The organism is Mycobacterium sp. 1465703.0 (assembly GCF_001672975.1).
GTDB lineage: Bacteria > Actinomycetota > Actinomycetes > Mycobacteriales > Mycobacteriaceae > Mycobacterium.
Genome location: NZ_LZKU01000090.1, coordinates 35,694 through 54,419, shown reverse-complemented (window position 1 = coordinate 54,419; position 18,726 = coordinate 35,694). Strand labels below are relative to the sequence as shown.

Annotated in this window: 17 protein-coding genes and 1 pseudogene; 9 read left to right on the top strand and 9 right to left on the bottom strand. The window is 62.1% G+C overall.

The genetic code is table 11. From position 1 onward, the window contains the following. From A5625_RS29015 to A5625_RS08530, 8 genes and pseudogenes are all read right to left on the bottom strand, one after another. Positions 1–1,028 (bottom strand): annotated as a pseudogene (locus tag A5625_RS29015) (hypothetical protein); the annotation flags it as partial. 17 nt (positions 1,029–1,045) lie between these two features. Then, a complete protein-coding gene (locus tag A5625_RS29010) occupies positions 1,046–1,696 on the bottom strand; it encodes a hypothetical protein (protein WP_156748048.1) in 651 nt (216 codons plus the stop codon). A 104-nt stretch (positions 1,697–1,800) separates the two neighbouring features. Beyond that, positions 1,801–2,091: a hypothetical protein gene (locus A5625_RS08555; protein ID WP_066991557.1), complete on the bottom strand. Its 291-nt coding sequence runs from the start codon at positions 2,089–2,091 to the stop codon at positions 1,801–1,803. 14 nt (positions 2,092–2,105) lie between these two features. Next, complete coding sequence (locus A5625_RS08550; RefSeq protein ID WP_066991554.1) at positions 2,106–2,375, bottom strand: WXG100 family type VII secretion target; 270 nt, start codon at positions 2,373–2,375, stop codon at positions 2,106–2,108. Between the two features lie 81 nt (positions 2,376–2,456). Next, entirely contained in the window at positions 2,457–3,269 is an 813-nt protein-coding gene (locus tag A5625_RS08545) for an ESX secretion-associated protein EspG (RefSeq protein WP_066991551.1), read from the bottom strand. Then, positions 3,266–4,348, bottom strand: a complete 1,083-nt coding sequence (locus A5625_RS08540) for a PPE domain-containing protein (RefSeq protein WP_066991548.1) — start codon at positions 4,346–4,348, stop codon at positions 3,266–3,268. Before A5625_RS08540 ends, A5625_RS08545 begins: the two co-directional genes overlap by 4 nt. An 88-nt stretch (positions 4,349–4,436) precedes the next feature. Then, the gene (locus A5625_RS08535; RefSeq protein WP_066991545.1) at positions 4,437–4,736 is read right to left on the bottom strand and encodes a PE family protein; all 300 of its coding nucleotides are present in this window, start codon (positions 4,734–4,736) and stop codon (positions 4,437–4,439) included. Positions 4,737–4,754: 18 nt separating this feature from the next. Beyond that, complete coding sequence (locus tag A5625_RS08530; protein ID WP_156748047.1) at positions 4,755–5,945, bottom strand: hypothetical protein; 1,191 nt, start codon at positions 5,943–5,945, stop codon at positions 4,755–4,757. A 1,547-nt stretch (positions 5,946–7,492) separates the two neighbouring features. Between A5625_RS08530 and A5625_RS08520 the strand changes: the two genes are divergently transcribed. The 9 genes from A5625_RS08520 to A5625_RS08480 all read left to right on the top strand — a co-directional run bounded on the left by A5625_RS08520 (position 7,493) and on the right by A5625_RS08480 (position 17,909). Beyond that, positions 7,493–8,899: a TIGR00366 family protein gene (locus tag A5625_RS08520; RefSeq protein ID WP_066991537.1), complete on the top strand. Its 1,407-nt coding sequence runs from the start codon at positions 7,493–7,495 to the stop codon at positions 8,897–8,899. Positions 8,900–8,913: 14 nt separating this feature from the next. Continuing rightward, the gene (locus A5625_RS08515) at positions 8,914–10,530 is read left to right on the top strand and encodes an allophanate hydrolase (RefSeq protein WP_066991534.1); all 1,617 of its coding nucleotides are present in this window, start codon (positions 8,914–8,916) and stop codon (positions 10,528–10,530) included. Positions 10,531–10,594: 64 nt separating this feature from the next. Further along, entirely contained in the window at positions 10,595–11,224 is a 630-nt protein-coding gene (locus A5625_RS08510) for a TetR/AcrR family transcriptional regulator (protein WP_066991532.1), read from the top strand. A gap of 40 nt (positions 11,225–11,264) precedes the next feature. After that, a complete protein-coding gene (locus tag A5625_RS08505) occupies positions 11,265–11,939 on the top strand; it encodes an enoyl-CoA hydratase/isomerase family protein (protein WP_066991574.1) in 675 nt (224 codons plus the stop codon). Beyond that, a complete protein-coding gene (locus tag A5625_RS08500) occupies positions 11,936–12,439 on the top strand; it encodes a hotdog fold domain-containing protein (protein WP_066991527.1) in 504 nt (167 codons plus the stop codon). Before A5625_RS08505 ends, A5625_RS08500 begins: the two co-directional genes overlap by 4 nt. A gap of 99 nt (positions 12,440–12,538) precedes the next feature. Continuing rightward, positions 12,539–13,465, top strand: coding sequence for an alpha/beta hydrolase (locus A5625_RS08495; protein WP_066991524.1), 927 nt, complete (start codon positions 12,539–12,541; stop codon positions 13,463–13,465). 201 nt (positions 13,466–13,666) lie between these two features. After that, entirely contained in the window at positions 13,667–14,275 is a 609-nt protein-coding gene (locus A5625_RS08490; protein ID WP_066991521.1) for a TetR family transcriptional regulator, read from the top strand. A gap of 302 nt (positions 14,276–14,577) precedes the next feature. Beyond that, positions 14,578–15,012 (top strand): MmpS family transport accessory protein, encoded by a 435-nt coding sequence (locus A5625_RS08485; RefSeq protein ID WP_197516022.1) that lies wholly within the window; start codon positions 14,578–14,580, stop codon positions 15,010–15,012. Next, positions 15,009–17,909: an RND family transporter gene (locus A5625_RS08480; protein WP_066991516.1), complete on the top strand. Its 2,901-nt coding sequence runs from the start codon at positions 15,009–15,011 to the stop codon at positions 17,907–17,909. Before A5625_RS08485 ends, A5625_RS08480 begins: the two co-directional genes overlap by 4 nt. Here the strand turns inward: A5625_RS08480 and A5625_RS08475 are convergent. Beyond that, positions 17,902–18,684 (bottom strand): SDR family oxidoreductase, encoded by a 783-nt coding sequence (locus A5625_RS08475; RefSeq protein WP_066991513.1) that lies wholly within the window; start codon positions 18,682–18,684, stop codon positions 17,902–17,904. The two genes, A5625_RS08480 and A5625_RS08475, sit on opposite strands and share 8 nt — an antisense overlap. Positions 18,685–18,726: the final 42 nt, after the last annotated feature.

The window sequence follows — 18,726 nt, the reverse complement described above, 5'->3', positions numbered from 1 at the left end:
TGGCCGAATAGCGGTGGAGGAGGCGGCTGCTTGTTCTTATCGTCCGCCGGCGGAGGAGGTGGAGGCGCAGGCGGCGGAACGGAATTAGATTGCGACGAACCGGTACTGAACGTAGGGTTTTTGGAAGCGATGGCGTCAATGTTGGGGACATAGACGTTATTCATCACTTGATGCGCATAGTCGTTGAATTCTTGGTCGATCTCGTCTCGATAATTGGGGTATGTCTCAACCAATTGGTTGTACGCGTCTAGTCTCTGATACAAGTACCATCTGGTCTGGAAGACCGTGTGTGAAAAGGCGTCGATCAAAGCGCCCAACGCATTCGTCCCCGCTACCAACGCTTCTGGTTCCCTTAAGGATTGGGTGATGTTCGCTAACGCGGCGTCGTGCGTTTCACCCTGCCACTCGTTCAATTCTTCTTGGGCTCCGAGTGATTGCTGGAATGTTTGCGACGCTGCGGCTATGTTGGCGCTTGTTGCCTTCCATGCAGTGCCGTTTCCATTGTCGAGAGTATTGCTAGCGAACTGAAACGCCGCAGCCAAGTTCATATAGTTGATTTGGCTAAAGTCTTCCATGGGAACAGTGATTGCATTGCTGGTCCCGGTGATGTTGTTGAGTAGCGAGCTAAGGTCGTATTGTGGAACATCGACGCTGCCGTCGTCGCCCCTGGAGATGCCGCCCTGCGAATCTATGGTACCCGGCGAAAGATTGTACTTCGAAAGATCAACACCAGGATAATTTATCTTATTGGGGTCGATGTGATTGGCATTAGCCCAGTTTACAAGGTTATTTATATCGTCCGGTGATAACGAATTAAATTCGTTATCACCGTCGTCGAAGGAATTATGAGTTACAAGATTGTCGAGGCTATATCCGTTCTCGACTGACCATTCGATGAGATCAGGGAGATTAGCATCTTTGAGGTCTATACCTGAACCACTAAGACTATTCTGGTAGATTTCATCGATATTCTGTCCTTTTGCTATCAATCCTTCGATATAGGTATCGAGGTCATCGGCATTAGACATAGTTTTACACCCCGCCGCTACCCGGCCTGCATAAGGTGGTCAAAGGCTTTCTTCACGGTTGTCGACAGTTCATCGAGGTAATCAATGTACTGGTCGAGCGATCTTTCAGCACCCGTGAGTCCTGTCATACCAAGTAGTAGATTCTGCTTTGTTAATACTCCAGACTGCAATGCGCCCGGATCGCCCAGCGACTCCTGGTTGCTCATCTTTTTACGTTCGGCCTTCAGGGTGGAAAGATAGGTATTGATGATTTTTAAATACTTATCGCGAGCCGCCGCAGTCATCTTCAGGTCAGCCTTGCCGTTCTTCTGAATGTCTTTTAGACCACTCGTCAGGTCGGTGGTCGAACCACCCGAGCCCCCGGCAGACCCGGTTCCGTCGGTGCTGTCTCCAGCCGCACCACCATTGGAACCTCCACCACCGTTATTGGAACCTCCACCACCGTTATTGGAACCTCCACCACCGCTATTGGAACCTCCGTCACCACCATTGGAACTGGCTAGAACACTAGATTTTTGGGCACCGCTCGACGGCTGGGGCGCGACACTAGAGATCCGCGGATCGACGGCATTGATCCGCGGCTCGACGGGATGGACGGCTGGCTCTTGGCTGATCAGCGTCCCAGCGACATGCGGCTCGATTTGCCCAACGGGGTTGTTAGTAGCCATGACTTCTTTCCGCAATCTGTGTTAAGTGCACGAGCTGGGTGCTGAGTTAAAAGGACTCAGCACCCAGGTTCCCGCGCGATCGTCAGAACTGTGCAGCGTGCTGGTTAGCCACCGAGGGATGAAGCGTGCCTGGCATCCAGGGCCTGCATGTGGTTCTGCTGGTCGACAGCATTGCCAGTTGTCTGGCGCATTTGGTGCGCTAATTCCTCCAAACCGCTGGTGATCTGATTACCCGTTATTCTGAACTGCTGAGCAGTTGTACCATCGAAAGCCGCTTCCAACCTATTGAACAGGTCGATAACGTCGTTTTTCGCGCTTTCGATTTTGTTGACCCCGTCGCCAACGTCGCTCAGCGTTGAAAAGTTGTTTGCGAAATTGTACTGAATGTCGCTCATTGGTCTTTTTCTCCTTATCCCTGGTCGGCGGCGATCATGTCTCTGACGGCCCCTTCAGCCGACCTCACCGCATTTTGCAACTTCGTGATCATCTGCTCCACATCGTCGTTCTGCGCGCTCGATGATTTTCCGTACCGACCAGCGCTATCGCCCTGCCAGTTCGAAACCAACATTTGCTGTTGGAGTTCCTGAACCTGTTGCAACGCCTGGGTCGCGTGATTGCTAGAGGTCTGGATATCGTTGAGGAATTGGGGAGCTTGGGACGGGTCGATTTTCAAAGCCATGTTGTATCGGTGATCCTTTCTTATTCGTTAATCGTTGAGGCCGCGGGACGGTGTCATTTCGACCACCCAAACGCATTCCGGCTAGCGATCACCCCATCTCTGATCGGCCAGCTCGACCAGCTGGGTGATCGCCTGCCCAAACGCATGCTCGGTACCGGCCTTGAGCGTGGTCCACAATTGCCTGGCCGGCGATGCGCTGGGAGCACCGATAATGCGGCCTCGCTTGGTGTAGAAAACTCCCACCGAGGCCGAGCCGCGACGAATCCGCCCTTCGGTGTCGGCGAGTGCGCAGTACACGATCTCGGCGAACGCCTGCCGTGACCCCAACGCCACACCGAGCCTCATCGCCACGCGAGGATCCGCGCCCAGTGCCCGGATGCGGTCGCCCAATTGCACCGCGTCGTGCGTCCCGGACAAACATGCCGTCATCTCGGTCAGCGGTGCTGCGACCGGGTCCACATCAGCAGGCCTGGCCGGTGGCAGCTCACCCCGCAGCGCCGCGATCACGCCGCTCAATTCGATGCAGTGACCAAGGATCCGCACTGTGACCTCGTCGCGGATCCGACTTGCCAATGCGCACAATGTGTCTCGCCGCACCACACTGGTCCGCGCCGTGCCCTCGGGGGTGACCAACCGCATCGCCACCTCGCGATCGGGTCGCCCCAACGCCTGCAACAGCGGTACCAGATCCGGGTGCACGACATCCCCGACGATCAGCTTGCGCGACACCAGCTCTCGGGCCGCGCGGTCGTACGCGGCTTCACGTCCGTCGATCGTGGCGTGACGCGACTGCATATTCAGCACCGCAGGCAGGTCATTGGCGCCAACACGCAGGGCCAGCACCCGAAGCTGATCGTCGGTGAGCCTCAACTCGTCCACTACCGTCGCGCTCACCGCGTCAATCCTTTGTCCGCGCCGATCACCGGTGGCGACACCCACCGATCGGAGACCTGCTCGAGGGTCGGCGCCGGCGCATCGGCGAACTGCGGTGGCTCCGGCTCGACAGGCCCAGCGAGCTGGTCGAAAACCGACGTGCTGGGGTCCCAGCTGACCTGCGACACCACAAACGGCGCGTCGCTGTGCTGGGTGGCGGGCAGCCACGACGGATCACTCACGGACACACCGGCGCCCAACTCACCACCACCGTCGATGCCGCCCGCCAACGACGAGTGATGCTCACGCGTACTGCCAGCACCGCGGGCCAGCCCCGCCATCGGCCCGTATCCAGCAGGACCCATCCCCGCCGTCCCCGTCGCCGAGCCGGCAGATTCGACTTTGCGCGATTGCGCCGCGGTTCTGCTCGACTTGACCTCGACGGCCCGAAACGCCGCCAGCGGCGGCGCCATCACACCCGCGCCAGCACCAGCCCCCGCGCTCGCGGCCTGGTCCTTGGAGGCCTCGGCGTCCTGCTCGGCGGTGAGCGCCGCACCCTTAGCCGCATCGGGCACAGCGGGCTGCGGCCACGGCCTATCAACACCGTCGCAGGCTTCTTCGTACTGATACATGACCGCCGACGCGGCACCCCGATGAGCAGCGACCGCCTCGTCGAACTCGGCGAACTGCCCGGTCAGCGCGGCCCCGTTGTAGGCGGCCAGCGACGCCATCACGTCGTGGGAAGTCTTGGCCGCAATCACCTGCGACACACTCGGCATCCCCAGCACCGCGACGCTATACGCCACGGCGGCCTGCTCGGCCCGCTGCCCGTTGTCAGCTGCACTTACGGCGACAGAGCCCAGCCACGCACCGAACTCTTCGAGCCTGCGCGCCGCCGCATCAGCACCCTGACTGGAAAACGAGCCCTTGATCTTGTCGACAACGGCGCCGAATTCGGCGGCAATGCTCGCCCATTCATCAGCGACGCGCACCCACGCCGCACCGGCCTGACCCACCGACGTCGGTCCCGGACCGTCGGTGAGATCGCGGGCAAGCCGCTCCGCACTGCGTGACTCCCATGCCACATTGGTAAATCCCATGCCTGCCCTCCCTTCCCTCACAACGGAACTGATGCGCTCGCGATACGGACGCGCCTCAGGTCAATGGCATCCGGCGGTACTGGTTCGCTCAGACGGCAAAATCTTGTTCTGCCGCAACGACGTTGTCGACGTGTGCACGCAACGTTGCCGCTATCTCCTGGATCTCGTGGGTCCCCTGGTCGGCCACCTTGCCGAATTCGGTATGCACGTCATTGAGCGTCGACGCCACCCGCACCGAGACCTCGTCACGGCCCGGGGCCGTCACCGTCAGGTTGGCCTGCTCAGCCTGCATGAGTTTCTTTGCGCGACTGGCTAATTCGTCAAGCTTCCGGGTTGCATCGGTAACTTCGGCCGGCTGCATCCGCAACACATCAACGCCACTTGACATCTCGCAACTCCCTTTTTCCTAGATCGTCAGATCGATATCCGGGCGCGGGATCGCTTCTCTGACCCCGATCACCGGCGGGGCAACGTTGCCCAATTCGCCGACGATGTCGCCACCCTGATCACTGGTATGCAGGAATGCCGCGACAGTATGGCTCCTACCCACGCCGCCATTACCGCCACGCGCCAAGGGAGCACCGCCCATCATCGGAGCACCGCCCATACCCCCGGGCGCGACAGCAGCGTTGATTGGCTCCCCGGGGATCCTCGGCTCGATTTCTGGAAGCAGTGGGGCCAAGCGCGACTGGGCAGCAAGGACCGGCACCCCAGTACCGCTGTGGCCCCCGCCGCCACCCCCACCGTGGGCCGACGTATCGAGGCGATTACCGCCACCGGCGGGCTGCTGTGCGGCGCTGGCCAGCTGCGCACCCGGTCCCCCACCAGCCGAACCAAGGCCACTAGTGGCCGCGCTGATCCCCTCCATCGCCGGCATCGCCAGACCACTCGCCATGCCCAGCATCGGAGCCAACGAGCTCAGTCCCGATGCCCCACCCAGCGGAGCACCAAGCCCAGAGGCCGCAGCCGCGGCCGGAGCCGCAAACGCCGACACCGGACTCAGGGCCGAACCCGGAATCTGGGCCGCCAACCCTGAAGTGGCCAGCGGCGACGCTGGCACGGCCCCACCAGCCGAACCAACCTGCGGGGGGGAGGTCACCGCGACCGGAGCGCCGACCGCGTTGACATTCGCCTCTTGAGCCCCGAGCGTGCTCTGCAGCTGCGCCATCGCTGACGTGGCCTGGGTGACAGCTTGATTGGCCGCCGCAATGGCCGCTGCCCAGCCCCACGGAAAGATGATGTTGGGACCGATTGCCGCCAGCGTCGCCATGAACTGGTTGACGATCGCGACCAATTGGGCCTCGCCTTGCGCCACACTGGCCACAGCCGCCGACAGACTCGCGCTCAAACTATCTGCCTGGCTTGCTACTTCGCTGCCGTTGGCCAACACCGAGGCGGTCTTTGCTGCCGCCGACGACGCGGCAGCGCCCTGCCACACCCCGTCAAGGCCGCCTAAGGCATGCTGCACCGTCTGCCCCGCCGAACCCAAGGTCTGCGAAACCCCACCCAACATCGCCGTCGGGTTCAGACCACCAAACTGCCCCGAACCCAACATGCCCAACATCTCGACCACCGGCCCAATCAAGCCAAGTGGCAAAGCAGCCAGGCTCGACAAGCTCGACAAGCTCGAAAGCGCCGAATTGTCTCCTGGTGATACGGCATTGGGATTGTTGGGGTCATCCGGTGGCTGAGGATCCGCCGGCTGCGCTGCTTGCGGCGAGCCCGGTAGTCCTAGCCGCGAAAGAACCCTGTCCACAGGCTGATTCAGATATTCGGCGAGGTTCTGCTCACTCGCATCGAGGACCGACCCCGGATCAGCTGATGCAAATGCCATCAGAAACCAACGTCACAGGTGGTCGTCAGCAGCCGCAAATGAGGCGTTCGCAGCTTCGGTCGCCGCACCAATCGCCGCATGCGCCCGGCCCACCTGCATAGTGGCAGTCAGATTATTCTCCTGCGCCGACCCATAGGCCGCCAAGTAGCTCGCGCCGATCGGCCCCAACGCAGCGGCGGCTGCGGCTAGCATCGCCTCCGAATCGGCCGCACCAGCAGTCGAAATCATCTCTCCAGCAGCGCTGTTGGCGGCCGCAAAAGCTGCCAATGCCGACGGAACAACTGAAAGAACCACTTCGTGAACCTCCCATCCCCGAGCCGCGGGCCAGAACTGACCCCCATTCGCGCCGTGATGACAAGAAGATCTCTGCCACACACGAGTGCGTCTGGGTTCAATTCTGTGGTCGTCGACCGGACTATTGCTACGACGGGTGTCCTACCAACTAAGAGGCTGCAACTTACTTCGACGAGAGATTACAGCTCAGCGGCAGTGAGTGCGGATGATCGCCGCCTAAGATGTGAGGAGCCCCATCGAAAACCGCTTTCCTAATCCCAGATCTCACAATGGATTCCGCGCACAACGCGATGCTCATCTTCGTGCCCCCAAAAAATTCGGGCATCAGGATCGTTAAGCCACGACAGCACTCGGCAAGTCACGCTAGTAGTCGCCGCTTCGGCGGGTCTGGTCATGTGCAAGTTCAGGTATGTGGGCCGTCGATTCACGACCACCGCCTCGGTCGTCTTCATTGCCGCTGGGCGCACGCGCACCGGTCTCTGCCGCTGGAGGCCCGTCGGCCCATGCATCACCAGTCGCGCCAGCGCCAGCCGCCAGTCGTGCCCACCCGACCACCGAGTGTCACCGGTGGAAGACAACACCACTGGGCACGGCGTCCCGTGCCGACAGCGCCCAACGGTCATGCCTTTGCCGGATACAGGGTTCTGCACCGATCGGACTCAGAGGTGCTCGGTAAGCAGTATCTTGCGCAGCCCCACGGCTCCGAATGGGAAAACGTAGCCTCGTCAAACGAGACCGGCGAGCCGAATTCCGCGGCGGTGCCCAACCCGGGACCGGATCGTCGGGACTTGCAGCCACGTCGAAACCGCTGCTAGGCGCCGGCTGACGGGACTGAGCAGGTTAACCGACGATGCGTCCGGCGGCGCACCAACCGCAACACGTTCTACAGCGCGTCGCAGGTTCTCGTCGTTTGCGCGTCCTTCTGCATTCACCTACTCGCAATCTTTTTGGAGTTGCCTAAGGCAGGTTTCGAAAAGTCAACGAGATCACGACGCGCGCCAGGAGATAAGGGACCAATGACCACGAGCGAGGATCGACAGGTCGAACGGCGCGGCTTCATCCAGCGCCTCACCACACTGTGTGTCCGATACGTCGAACGCCTCATGCCCGACCCCTATCTGTTCGCCATCATCCTCACCCTCGTCGTGGTCGCGCTCGTGGCGCTGCTCGTCCGGGGCGCAACGCCCGCTGGTGTTCTCAAGGCGTGGTACGGCGGAGTGTGGGGGGCGCAGAACATCTACACCTTCGCGTTCCAGATGGTCCTCGTCCTTGTCACCGGCTACACCCTGGCCGAGGCGCCCATCTTGAAACGCGCCATCATTAAGATCGCAAGCAAGCCAACCAACCAGGTTCAAGGTGCCCTGCTGTGTTTTGGGGTCAGCACCGGTTTTTCCCTCTTGAACTGGGGACTGGGTCTGGTTGCGGGCGCGCTGGTCGCGCGCCAGGTCGCAAAACGGCTAAAGGGTGCGCATTTCGGCTACCTGATCGCGGCCGGGTTCATGGGCTACATCGTGTGGACACAGGGGATGTCGTCATCGATCGCGCTTGCCAACACCGATACGAGCAGCCCGATCAACGTGATTCACAAGCTGACCGGCATGACCGTGCCGTTGTCGCAGACGGTTTTCCAGCCCTACAACTGGCTCGCCGTGATTGCGGTGGTCGCCTTGCTCTCCATCGCCATCTGGCGCATGGCGCCCAATCAAAGCCTTGAAGCTGATCCGGCCGTCTTCGAGGACGAGCCCGAACCCGTCAAGCCCGACGGTGAGCGGACAACTGCTGAGTGGCTGGAAGGCCTGTGGATTCTTAATGTCCTTGTGTTTGCCGCGGGCATAACGTATTTCGTGCTGAGCGGCTTCGCGCTGAATATCTCGTCGATGATCATGTTGTTCACCATCACGAGTGCTTTGCTGCACCGCACGCCAATCCGCTTCATCCGGGCATTTTCCAACGCCGCAAAGGTGTCGGGTCCTTTGCTGCTGCAGTACCCGCTATACGGCGGGATCGTTGGCCTATTGGGTTACCTGCCAACCGGATCGGGCAAGGCGCTTCAGACGGTGCTCGCGGAGGCGCTGGTGCGCGGCGCAGATCAGTACACGCTGCCGTTCTTCACCTTCATCGGGTCGGTCCTGATCTCGTTGTTCGTACCTTCCGGCGGCGGACACTGGGCAGTGCAGGGTCCGATCGCCGTCGGCTCTGCGATGGCGATCGGGCAGCACTCGCCGGCTTACCTTGGGCTGATATCGATGTCGGTCGCGGTCGGCGAGGGAGTCGCGAACATGATTCAGCCGTTCTGGCTGTTGCCGGTGCTGGCGATCGCCAAGCTGAATGTGCGCCAGGTTATGGGCTTCACGGTGATTGCCTTCCTGATCGGGTTCGGGGTCGCCGGCGGTGCGGTCCTCATCGCGCCCCACGTGCTTTGAGATCGAGTAAGTAAATGACCCGTTGCTTGCCCACCGCACGCGTAACCGCCGCGTACCGCCGCATCGCCGAAGTCGACCGGCCAGAAATTTGGATCACATTGCGCGAACAGGCCGACGTGCTCATCGACGCCGACGTGGTCGAGCAACGGCTCGCCGCCGGAGAGAGCCTGCCACTGGCGGGAATGGTGATCGCCGTCAAGGACAACATCGACGTCGCCGGCCTCCCTACCACCGCGGGCTGCCCAGAGTTCGCCTACGCGCCAACAACCTCTGCCATCGCCGTAGACCGGCTCTGCGCCGCCGGTGCGGTCGTCCTCGGCAAGACGAACCTTGACCAATTCGGCACCGGCCTGACCGGTACCCGCAGTCCCTATGGCGCCGTGCGTAATTCGCGGCATCCACACCTCGTCGCCGGGGGCTCCAGTTCCGGCTCCGCCGTGGCCGTCGCGCTGGGCATCGCCGACATCGGCATCGGCACCGACACCGCAGGATCCGTTCGGGTCCCCGCGGCACTCAACGGAATCGTCGGAATCAAGCCCACACTCGGGATCATTCCTACCCATGGGGTGGTCCCCGCCTGCGCCGACTTCGACGCCGTCTCGGTGCTCGCGGCAGATCTGCACACGGCCGTCGTCGCGGCGGCCGTGATGGCCGGCCCAGACTCTCTCGATCCGCGCAGCCGTACCTGGCCCGCTGATGTTCGGCTCGGTGCACCCACTGCGCCCCGGATAGCGGTTCCCGAAGCCGCCAACCTCGCCGCGCTCAGCGATGCCTACCGGCACGCCTTCCAACAGACCGTGGCGCTGGCCACCGATGGCGGATTAACGGTCGAACCGGTCGATATCACCGTTCTGTTAGACGCGGCCTTGCTGCTCTACGACGGTGCTTTCGTCGCCGAACGCTATGCCGCGGTCGGTGAATTCCTGGACACCGCGCCAGCGGGCGCAGACCCCTTCGTGGCGTCAATCATCGCCGCGGGACGCGCGATCACCGGCCCTGCGTTCGCCGCTGATCTGGACGCGCTGGCGCGCGCACGGGCCGACGCCGCGGTCGTCCTCGAGGGGTTCGACGCGTTGTTGCTCCCGACCACCACCGAACACCCGTCATTGGCCGACTTACAGGCCGATCCCTATTCGATCAATCGCCGCATGGGCACGTACACCAATTTCGCCAACCTGCTCGACATGGCCGCGGTTGCCGTGCCCGGAGTCCCGACGCAGACCGGCACCCCATTCGGGGTGACGATCGTCGCGCGAACTTTCGGTGACCAAATCGCAGTGGACATCGCCACACGACTGAGCGGCACTACCCCCGCGCTGCTCGTCGAAGCCGGTTGCGAGCTAGCGGTATTCGGTGCCTACCGACGTGATCAACCACTGCACTTTCATCTCGAACAAGCCGGCGCACGCTATTCCCACGACATCAACACGATTGACGACCACCGGTTCGCGTCGGTCGACAACCCGGCCGCCAGCATCGACGGGGAATTGTTCCGCATCTCCGAAGCCGGCCTGGGCCGTCTACTGGCATCCCTGCCCGCGCCCGTGGGTCTGGCCGGTGTCGAACTCGAAAACGGCCGCACCGTCATCGGTTTGACAGCACCGATCACCGATGCGGGACGCATCAGCTGAGATGCGACGCCGCGGGGTTCAGCGCCGTTAGATAATAGAGCACTTACTCTGTTACAGTGGCCGCATGCCACGCCCGCGTATACATGATCCCGACGTCGTGCTCGACGCCGTCGAAGACTTGGTGGCGCAGTCGGGTCCAACCGCGGTGACCATCCGAGCGGTGAGCGCGGCGGTGGGTGTGTCCAACGGCGCGATATACCACACGTTTACGTCGCGGGCCGGGCTGATGGGCCAGGCCTGGCTGCGGGCGGGCCGACGCTTTTTGGCGCTGCAGACTTCGCTGGTCGACGAGGCGGTGGCCAATAACGACACGGGCGGCCCGATCGAGGCCGTAGTGGCCGCAGCCGACGCGGCGGCGGTGTTCGCCGAACGACATCCCGGCTCTTCCACGCTCGTGTTGCGCGTGCGTCGCGAGGAAGTGCTCGCCGATGATGTCCCCGAGGATGTTGCCGATGAGCTGAGAAGTCTCGACAGGCTTCTGGTCGCGTTGATGGTCCGGCTTGCCATCGCGGTGTGGGACCGCAAGGACACGGCAGCGGTGGACGCGATCACCAGCTGCGTCGTGGATCTGCCGACCGCGCTGCTGCTGCGCCGCGGCCGGCTTGGAAGCGGCACCGCACGCGCGCAACTGCACGCGGCCGTGCGCGCAGTGCTGGCGGTGAAACTCCCTGCGGCGCGGCAGCATCGCGGGTGACCAACCGTCAGACATACGAGTGAAACTCAAGGAGAAACAGATGCCAGTGAAATTGGACTACGCCGACAACATCGCCATCGTCCGCCTCGGCGAGGATGAGAACCGGTTCAGCCCAACCTTTCTCGATGACATCGATGATGCGCTCGACCAAGCCGTCTCGGATGGCGCCCAGGGACTGGTCACCACTGCCGGTGGAAAGTTCTACTCCAACGGGCTGGACTTGGAATGGCTCGGCGCCCACAGCGACCAGGGCCAGTGGTACATCAACCGAGTGCATCGGCTGTTGGCGCGCATGCTGACCCTGCCCATACCCACGGCGGCTGCCGTGGTGGGCCACGCGTTCGGCGCCGGAGCGATGCTGGCCGTCGCACACGACTTTCGTGTGATGCGCACCGACCGCGGGTACTTCTGTTTTCCCGAGGTGGACATCCGCATTCCGTTCACTCCCGGTATGGCAGCGCTCATCCAGTCGAAACTTACTCCCCGCGCCGCGATCGCCTCGATGACCACCGGGCGACGCTTCGGCGGCCCGGATGCCGAGCAATTCGGCATCGTCGACGTCAGCTGCCCCGAGGACGCGGTCACCGATACTGCCGTCGACATGCTGCGCCCGTTGCAGGGCAAGGATCCCGGCACGCTGGGCGCAATAAAGCAGTCCATGTTCGATCGGGCGGTCCACGCGCTGACGGATGACGAGAACAGGTCGCAATCATGACAGGTCCCATCACGCCCACCGCACCCAGCACCACGCTAAAGCTCTGGAACAGGCTGCACCGCTTACCTTTCGGCAATAAGATCTTCAGCCGGGCGGTCTGCTTCAAAGCGCCGTACTTTGCAAGCGTGCATCCCACCATCACCGCGTTGCAGCCCGGTCGCTGCGAAGTTCGTGCACCCAACCGTCGAGGTAGCCATAACCACTTGGGCACCTACCACGCGATCGCCTCCTGCAATCTCGCAGAATTGGCTGCCGGGATGATGACTGAGGTCACCGTCCCGGCCACCCACCGCTGGATCCCGGTGGGGATGACCGTCGAATATCTGGCCAAGGCCGAAACCGATATGCGGGCGATCGCGACGGTTGATTCCATGCCGGAACTCGGCGATGAAGCCACCACGCTGATCGTGCCGGTGCGTGTCACCACTGCTGACGAAACCTTGGCGGTGCGGGCGGAAATAACCATGCATATCTCGCCGCGCCCGGCGCGGCGCGCCTAGTTCTGCGCGTCAAGCTCAGGTGATTTCCACCCATGGACATTGCGTCCGTTCCTGTATGGTCAGCGATGTCTGCCGGCGCAAGGGAACAGAGGGCATTCGATGGCAAACAGGCTCCCCGACAACGCCTTCACGTCCCCACACGTATTGGATCCCGGCCTTCGTAAGGTGGCTCGATTCGTACCCCGCGGATACGCCTTGCATCGGGGTCTGAAGCTCCAGCGCGCGCTCCATAAACTGATGGGCAATGCGGGACGCCTCCGCACCGTGCCCGTTGTCACCGTCAACCAGCATGTCAGCGTCCGCCTGCATCGTCCGGCCGGACTTCCCGACCGCGCGCCCGCACTGCTGTGGATCCACGGCGGCGCCACCATCATGGGTCATGCCGCCCAGGACGATAAGTACCTGCGCAAGCTGTCTGAGCGCACCGGTTTCGCGATCGCGGCGGTGGAATACCGGTTGGCTCCCGAACACCCGTACCCGATACCGCTCGAAGACTGTTACGCCGCCCTGCTGTGGCTGGCGCGCCAGCCATGGGTGGATCCGGATCGAGTCGCCGTCGGCGGGGCCAGCGCCGGTGGGCATTTCGCGGCTGCGGTGGCACAGCGGGCGCGCGATCGCAACGACGTCGAAATCGCGTTTCAGATGCTGGTCTACCCGATGCTCGACGATCGCACCGGCGCCAGGCACGACGGTCCCCGGCGCATCATGTGGACCGAATCCGACAACCAACTGGCCTGGCGGTGGTACCTCAACGGCGCCGACCCCAACGAGGCGGCGCCGGCGCGTCGCAAGGATTTGTCGGGTTTGCCGCCCGCCTGGATCGGCGTGGGGACGCTGGACCTGTTTTATCAGGAGAGCTTGGAGTACGCGCGACGCCTGCGCGAGGCGGGTGTGCCGGTCCAGGAGGAAATCGTTTCGGGAGCATTTCACGCGTTCGACCAGATCGCGGACAAGGCGCCGATATCGACGAAGTTCTTCGAAAGCCAATGCGAATATTTGCGGGGAGCGCTTACCCCTAGCGGATAACCGCCATCCACCCGGCGTCCCCTTGGCCACGCATATGCGGATCAGTATGTTTCAGAACGGCTTCCGCTGCGGCATGCATCGCCCCCGGTAAACGGGCAGCATCGCGCGCTCAGTCGGGTCGGCTTTGCTGACGGAGGTTGGGCAGCGCCGAACATGGCGCCTTCTGACTGCAAAGTGTGCACAACGTGCAACTATATGAGTATGGCCAATCCCGTGGGGCTACGCGAGCGCCGTCGCCGACAGACAAGCGCCGACATCCGTGACGCCGCAGTGCGCCTTACCCTGGAACGCGGATTCGACAAGGTCACCGTCGACGAGATCTGCGCCGAAGCGGGGATCGCCACGCGCACCTTCTTCAACTACTTCCCCAACAAAGAGTCCGCGATCGCCTACGGACCTTCGGACATACCGCCCGAGTTGGTAGCGGACTTCGTTGCCGCCGGACCCGCCCCCTATCCGGTGGTACTGGCCGAGCTGATCACCCTCGCGGCCCACCATCTGCGCGACGTGCCACCGCGCCGCGAGCATGCCGCCCACATGCTCGAACTCGCCAAGACGTCGCCGGCGGTGTTGGCGGCGTTCCTCGCCGATCTGGAGAGATTCCAGAACCAGTTGACCGACATCATCGTGCGTCGCCAGGCGATGCGCCCCGATGACGAGATGGCCGCGCTGATTTCGAAGTTGGCGCTGACAGCGGTGCGCTCCGGCATCGAGAAGTGGGCCAGCGGTGAGCCACATGAAACCGACGACACGCCCATGCCCTATGTTGAGCGTGCCGCGGCGCTGGTGAACAGCATCTTCACAAAGTGATCCGAAACACCAGTTGCAAATGTTGCATGCACTGCAAGATATGCACATCATGTACTATGCGCAGGTGGCGGTGCTCGGGGACGCTTCAGGAACAAGGCGAACTGAGCATCGATACCGGGGACGTCGGCCGGGGTGGGCTGCCAACTATCGCGGTGTCTGACGCTCGAGCGCGCGCGAACCGTAGCAATCGACGTAACTCGTTGTTGAGCAAGGCGACTTGTGGGCACTCACCCGCCCACCACCTCCCCTCGCGCAAACGCTGATCCACGTCACGACCGCGTGACGAGGAAAGGACCACCTAGGTGCAGATATCGAGACTGGTGCGCAACGCCTGGCTGCCGCTGTTGATCGTGGCGGTCCTGGTGGTCGGCGGCTTTGCCGTGTTTCGGGTCAAGTCGTTCTTTGGCGCTCACGACACCGGCATCATGACGAGTCCACGGCTCGACGATTCCAAGCCGTTCAAGCCCAAGGTGGTCAAATACGAAGTCTTCGGCTCGGCTAACCAGGCGAACGTGAACTACTTGGATTTGTCGGCCGACCCGAAGCGGGTCGACGGCGCGCCACTGCCATGGACTCTGGTTCTCAGCACCACCGCCCCCTCGGTCTTCCCGAATCTTTCGGCACAGAGCGACGGCAATTCCCTTGGTTGCCGCATCACCATCGATGACGAAGTCAAGGCCGAGAACATCACCCACGGCGTGCACGCCCTGACCTTCTGCTTGGTGAAATCCGCATGAGCACAACAGTCGACGACACCCGCACCGACGCCATCCCGGTCGTCAAAGAGCCCGTGCATGACAAGATCCCCCGGATCATCCGCACATTAGCCGTGCCGATCATTCTGGGCTGGATCGCGCTCATCGCCGTGCTCAACGTCGTCGTCCCACAGCTGGACGAGGTCGGCAAGATGCGCTCGGTGTCGATGGCACCGGACGATGCGCAATCGGTGGTTGCGACCAAGCGTATGGGCGCGATATTCAACGAATACAAGTCCAACAGCTCGGTGATGATCGTGCTCGAGGGCCAAAATCCGCTGGGTGCTGACGCGCACGCCTACTACGACCAGATCGTCAAAAAGCTCGACGCCGACACCAAACACGTTGAGCACGTGCAGGATATGTGGAGTGATCCACTGACCGGGGCGGGCGCGCAGAGCAACGACGGCAAAGCCGCCTACGTCCAGGTCTACCTCGCGGGTAACCAGGGCGAAGCCCTGGCCAACGAATCGGTGGAATCCGTTCAGAGCATTGTCAAGAGCGTGCCTCCACCGAAAGGGATAAAGGCTTACGTCACCGGGCCAGCGGCGCTGTCGGCGGACCAGCATGAGGCCGGCGACCGCAGCCTGCAGCTGATTACATTGGCCACATTCACCGTGATCATCGGCATGCTGCTGTTGGTCTACCGCTCGGTCATCACCGTGCTGCTGACGCTGGTGATGGTGGTGCTCGAGCTATCGGCCGCGCGTGGCATGGTCGCTTTCCTGGGCTACTTCAAGCTCATTGGCCTTTCGACGTTCGCCACCAACCTGTTGGTCACGTTGGGAATCGCGGCCGCCACCGACTACGCGATCTTCTTGATAGGCCGATATCAGGAAGCCCGGGCCACCGGCGAATCCCGAGAAGAGGCCTACTACACCATGTACAAGGGCACTGCCCATGTGGTGCTCGGGTCCGGTCTGACCATCGCCGGCGCGACGTTCTGCCTGCACTTCACCAACCTGCCGTACTTCCAGACGCTGGGTATTCCGCTGGCCATCGGCATGGTGGTCGTGGTCGCGGCGGCATTGACCCTGGGTGCCGCGGTCATCTCGGTGGCCACGCGGTTCGGCAAAACCTTGGAACCCAAACGCACCCAACGCACTCGCGGGTGGCGCAAGATCGGTGCACTCGTTGTCCGCTGGCCCGGCCCGATCCTGGTCATGACGATCGGGGTGGCACTGGTCGGCTTGCTGACCCTGCCCGGCTACCGCACCAATTACAACGACCGCAACTACCTGCCCGCGGACCTGCCCGCCAACGAGGGGTACGCGGCCGCCGACCGGCACTTCTCCCAGGCGCGGATGAATCCCGAAGTGCTGATGATCGAAAGCGATCACGATCTGCGCAATTCGGCGGACTTTTTGGTCATCGACAAAATCGCCAAGACGATCTTCAAGGTCCCAGGCATCGGGCGCGTGCAGGCCATCACCCGCCCGCAGGGCACGCCGATCGAGCACACCTCGATCCCGTTCCAGATCAGCATGCAGGGCGTCACCCAGCAGATGAACCAGAAATACCAAGAAGATCAGATGGCCGACATGCTGCATCAGGCCGACATGATGCAAACCACCATCGACAGCATGGAAAAGATGTCCAGCATCACCGTGCAGATGTCCAACGACATGCACATGATGGTCAAAAAGATGCACGACATGACCATCGACATCAACGAATTACGCGACCACATGGCGGATTTCGAGGACTTCTTCCGGCCGATCCGCAGCTACTTATACTGGGAAAAGCACTGCTATGACATCCCGGTGTGCTGGTCGCTTCGCTCCGTCTTCGACGGCCTCGACGGTATTGACACGATGACCGACGACATTCAGAGCCTGCTGCCCATCATGGATCATCTAGACACCCTGATGCCGCAGATGGTCGCGCTCATGCCCTCCATGATCCAAAACATGAAGGCCATGAAAACAACGATGCTGACCATGTATTCGACCCAGAAGGGTCTGCAGGATCAGCAGAAGCAAGCCCAGGAGAACTCCAACGCGATGGGCAAGGCGTTCGACGCCTCTAAGAACGACGACTCGTTCTACCTGCCGCCGGAGACGTTCAACAACAAAGAGTTCAAAAAGGGCATGAAGAACTTCATCTCCCCCGACGGCCACGCCGTGCGCTTCATCATCAGCCACGACGGCGATCCGATGTCGGCGGAAGGCATTTCACACATCCCTGCCATCAAGAAAGCCGCCTACGAAGCACTCAAGGGCACCCCGCTGGAGGGCTCGAAGATCTATCTCGGCGGCACCGCGTCGATTTACAAAGACCTCGGCGACGGCAACAAATATGACCTGCTGATCGCCGGAATCGCCTCACTGTGCCTGATTTTCATCATCATGCTGCTCATCACCCGAGGCGTGGTGGCATCCGCGGTCATCGTGGGCACCGTCCTGCTCTCGCTGGGCGCCTCGTTCGGCCTGTCGGTGCTGATCTGGCAACACCTCATCGGCATCGAACTGCACTGGATGGTGCTGGCGATGTCGGTCATCATCCTGCTGGCCGTCGGCGCCGACTACAACCTGCTCCTGGTGGCCAGGTTCAAAGAGGAGATCCACGCCGGCCTGAACACCGGCATCATCCGCTCGATGGGCGGCACCGGCTCGGTGGTGACCTCGGCAGGCCTGGTGTTCGCCTTCACGATGATGACAATGGCGGTCAGCGAATTGACCGTCATCGGCCAAGTCGGCACCACCATCGGTCTCGGTCTGCTCTTCGACACCCTGATCGTGCGGTCGCTGATGACACCGTCGATTGCCGCGCTGCTCGGCAAATGGTTCTGGTGGCCACAACGCGTCCGGCAACGCCCGGTCCCGGCACCTTGGCCCAAACCGGCCAAGGAAGCCGAATCGCTAACCGCCGCTAGGTAACCCAGTCCGGCTGTTCGTCGGTCTGAACGGTGGAGAAGTCCTTGTGTCCCAGGCCGGCGGTGGTGCCGCCGTCGACGACGAACTCCGAACCGGTGGAGTAGCTGGACTCATCGCTGGCCAGATAGACCACGAGGTTGGAGACTTCCTTGGGTTCGGCGGCCCGGCCCAACGCGCTCTGGAAGATGTCTTCGGGGACCCATTCGGTCATCGGAGTCTTGATGAGACCGGGATGAATCGAGTTGACTCGAATTCCGCTGGGCCCCAGTTCGAGTGCGGCCGACTTGGTCAGTCCCCGGACGGCGAATTTCGTTGCGGTGTAGCCGTGGCAAGCGATGGTGCCGGCCATGCCTTCGATCGACGAGATGTTGATGATCGATCCCCGGCCCGCTTCCTTCATCGGCTTCACCACAGCGCGGATACCGAGAAAGACGCCGGTCAAATTGATGTCGAGGATCCGCTGCCACTCCGAGAGCGCGTAGTCCTCCAAGGTGCCGATGTTGATGATGCCGGCGTTGTTGACCAAGACGTCGATGCGGCCGAACTCGTTGAGGGCGGTCGCTACCGCGGCATCCCAATCTTCCGGCTTCGTCACGTCGAGGTGCAGATAACGGACGGTGTCGCCGACCTCGGCCGCCACCGCCTTGCCTTCGTCGTCGAGGATGTCACCGAAGACCACCTTGGCTCCCTCGGCGACCAGCGATCGCACGTGCGATGCGCCCATCCCCCGAGCTCCGCCGCTGACGAGGGCGACCTTCCCGGCCAACCGTTCTGCCACTGCGTTTCTCCTGTCGTGTCGGTGCGCCACAACGATCCGCGT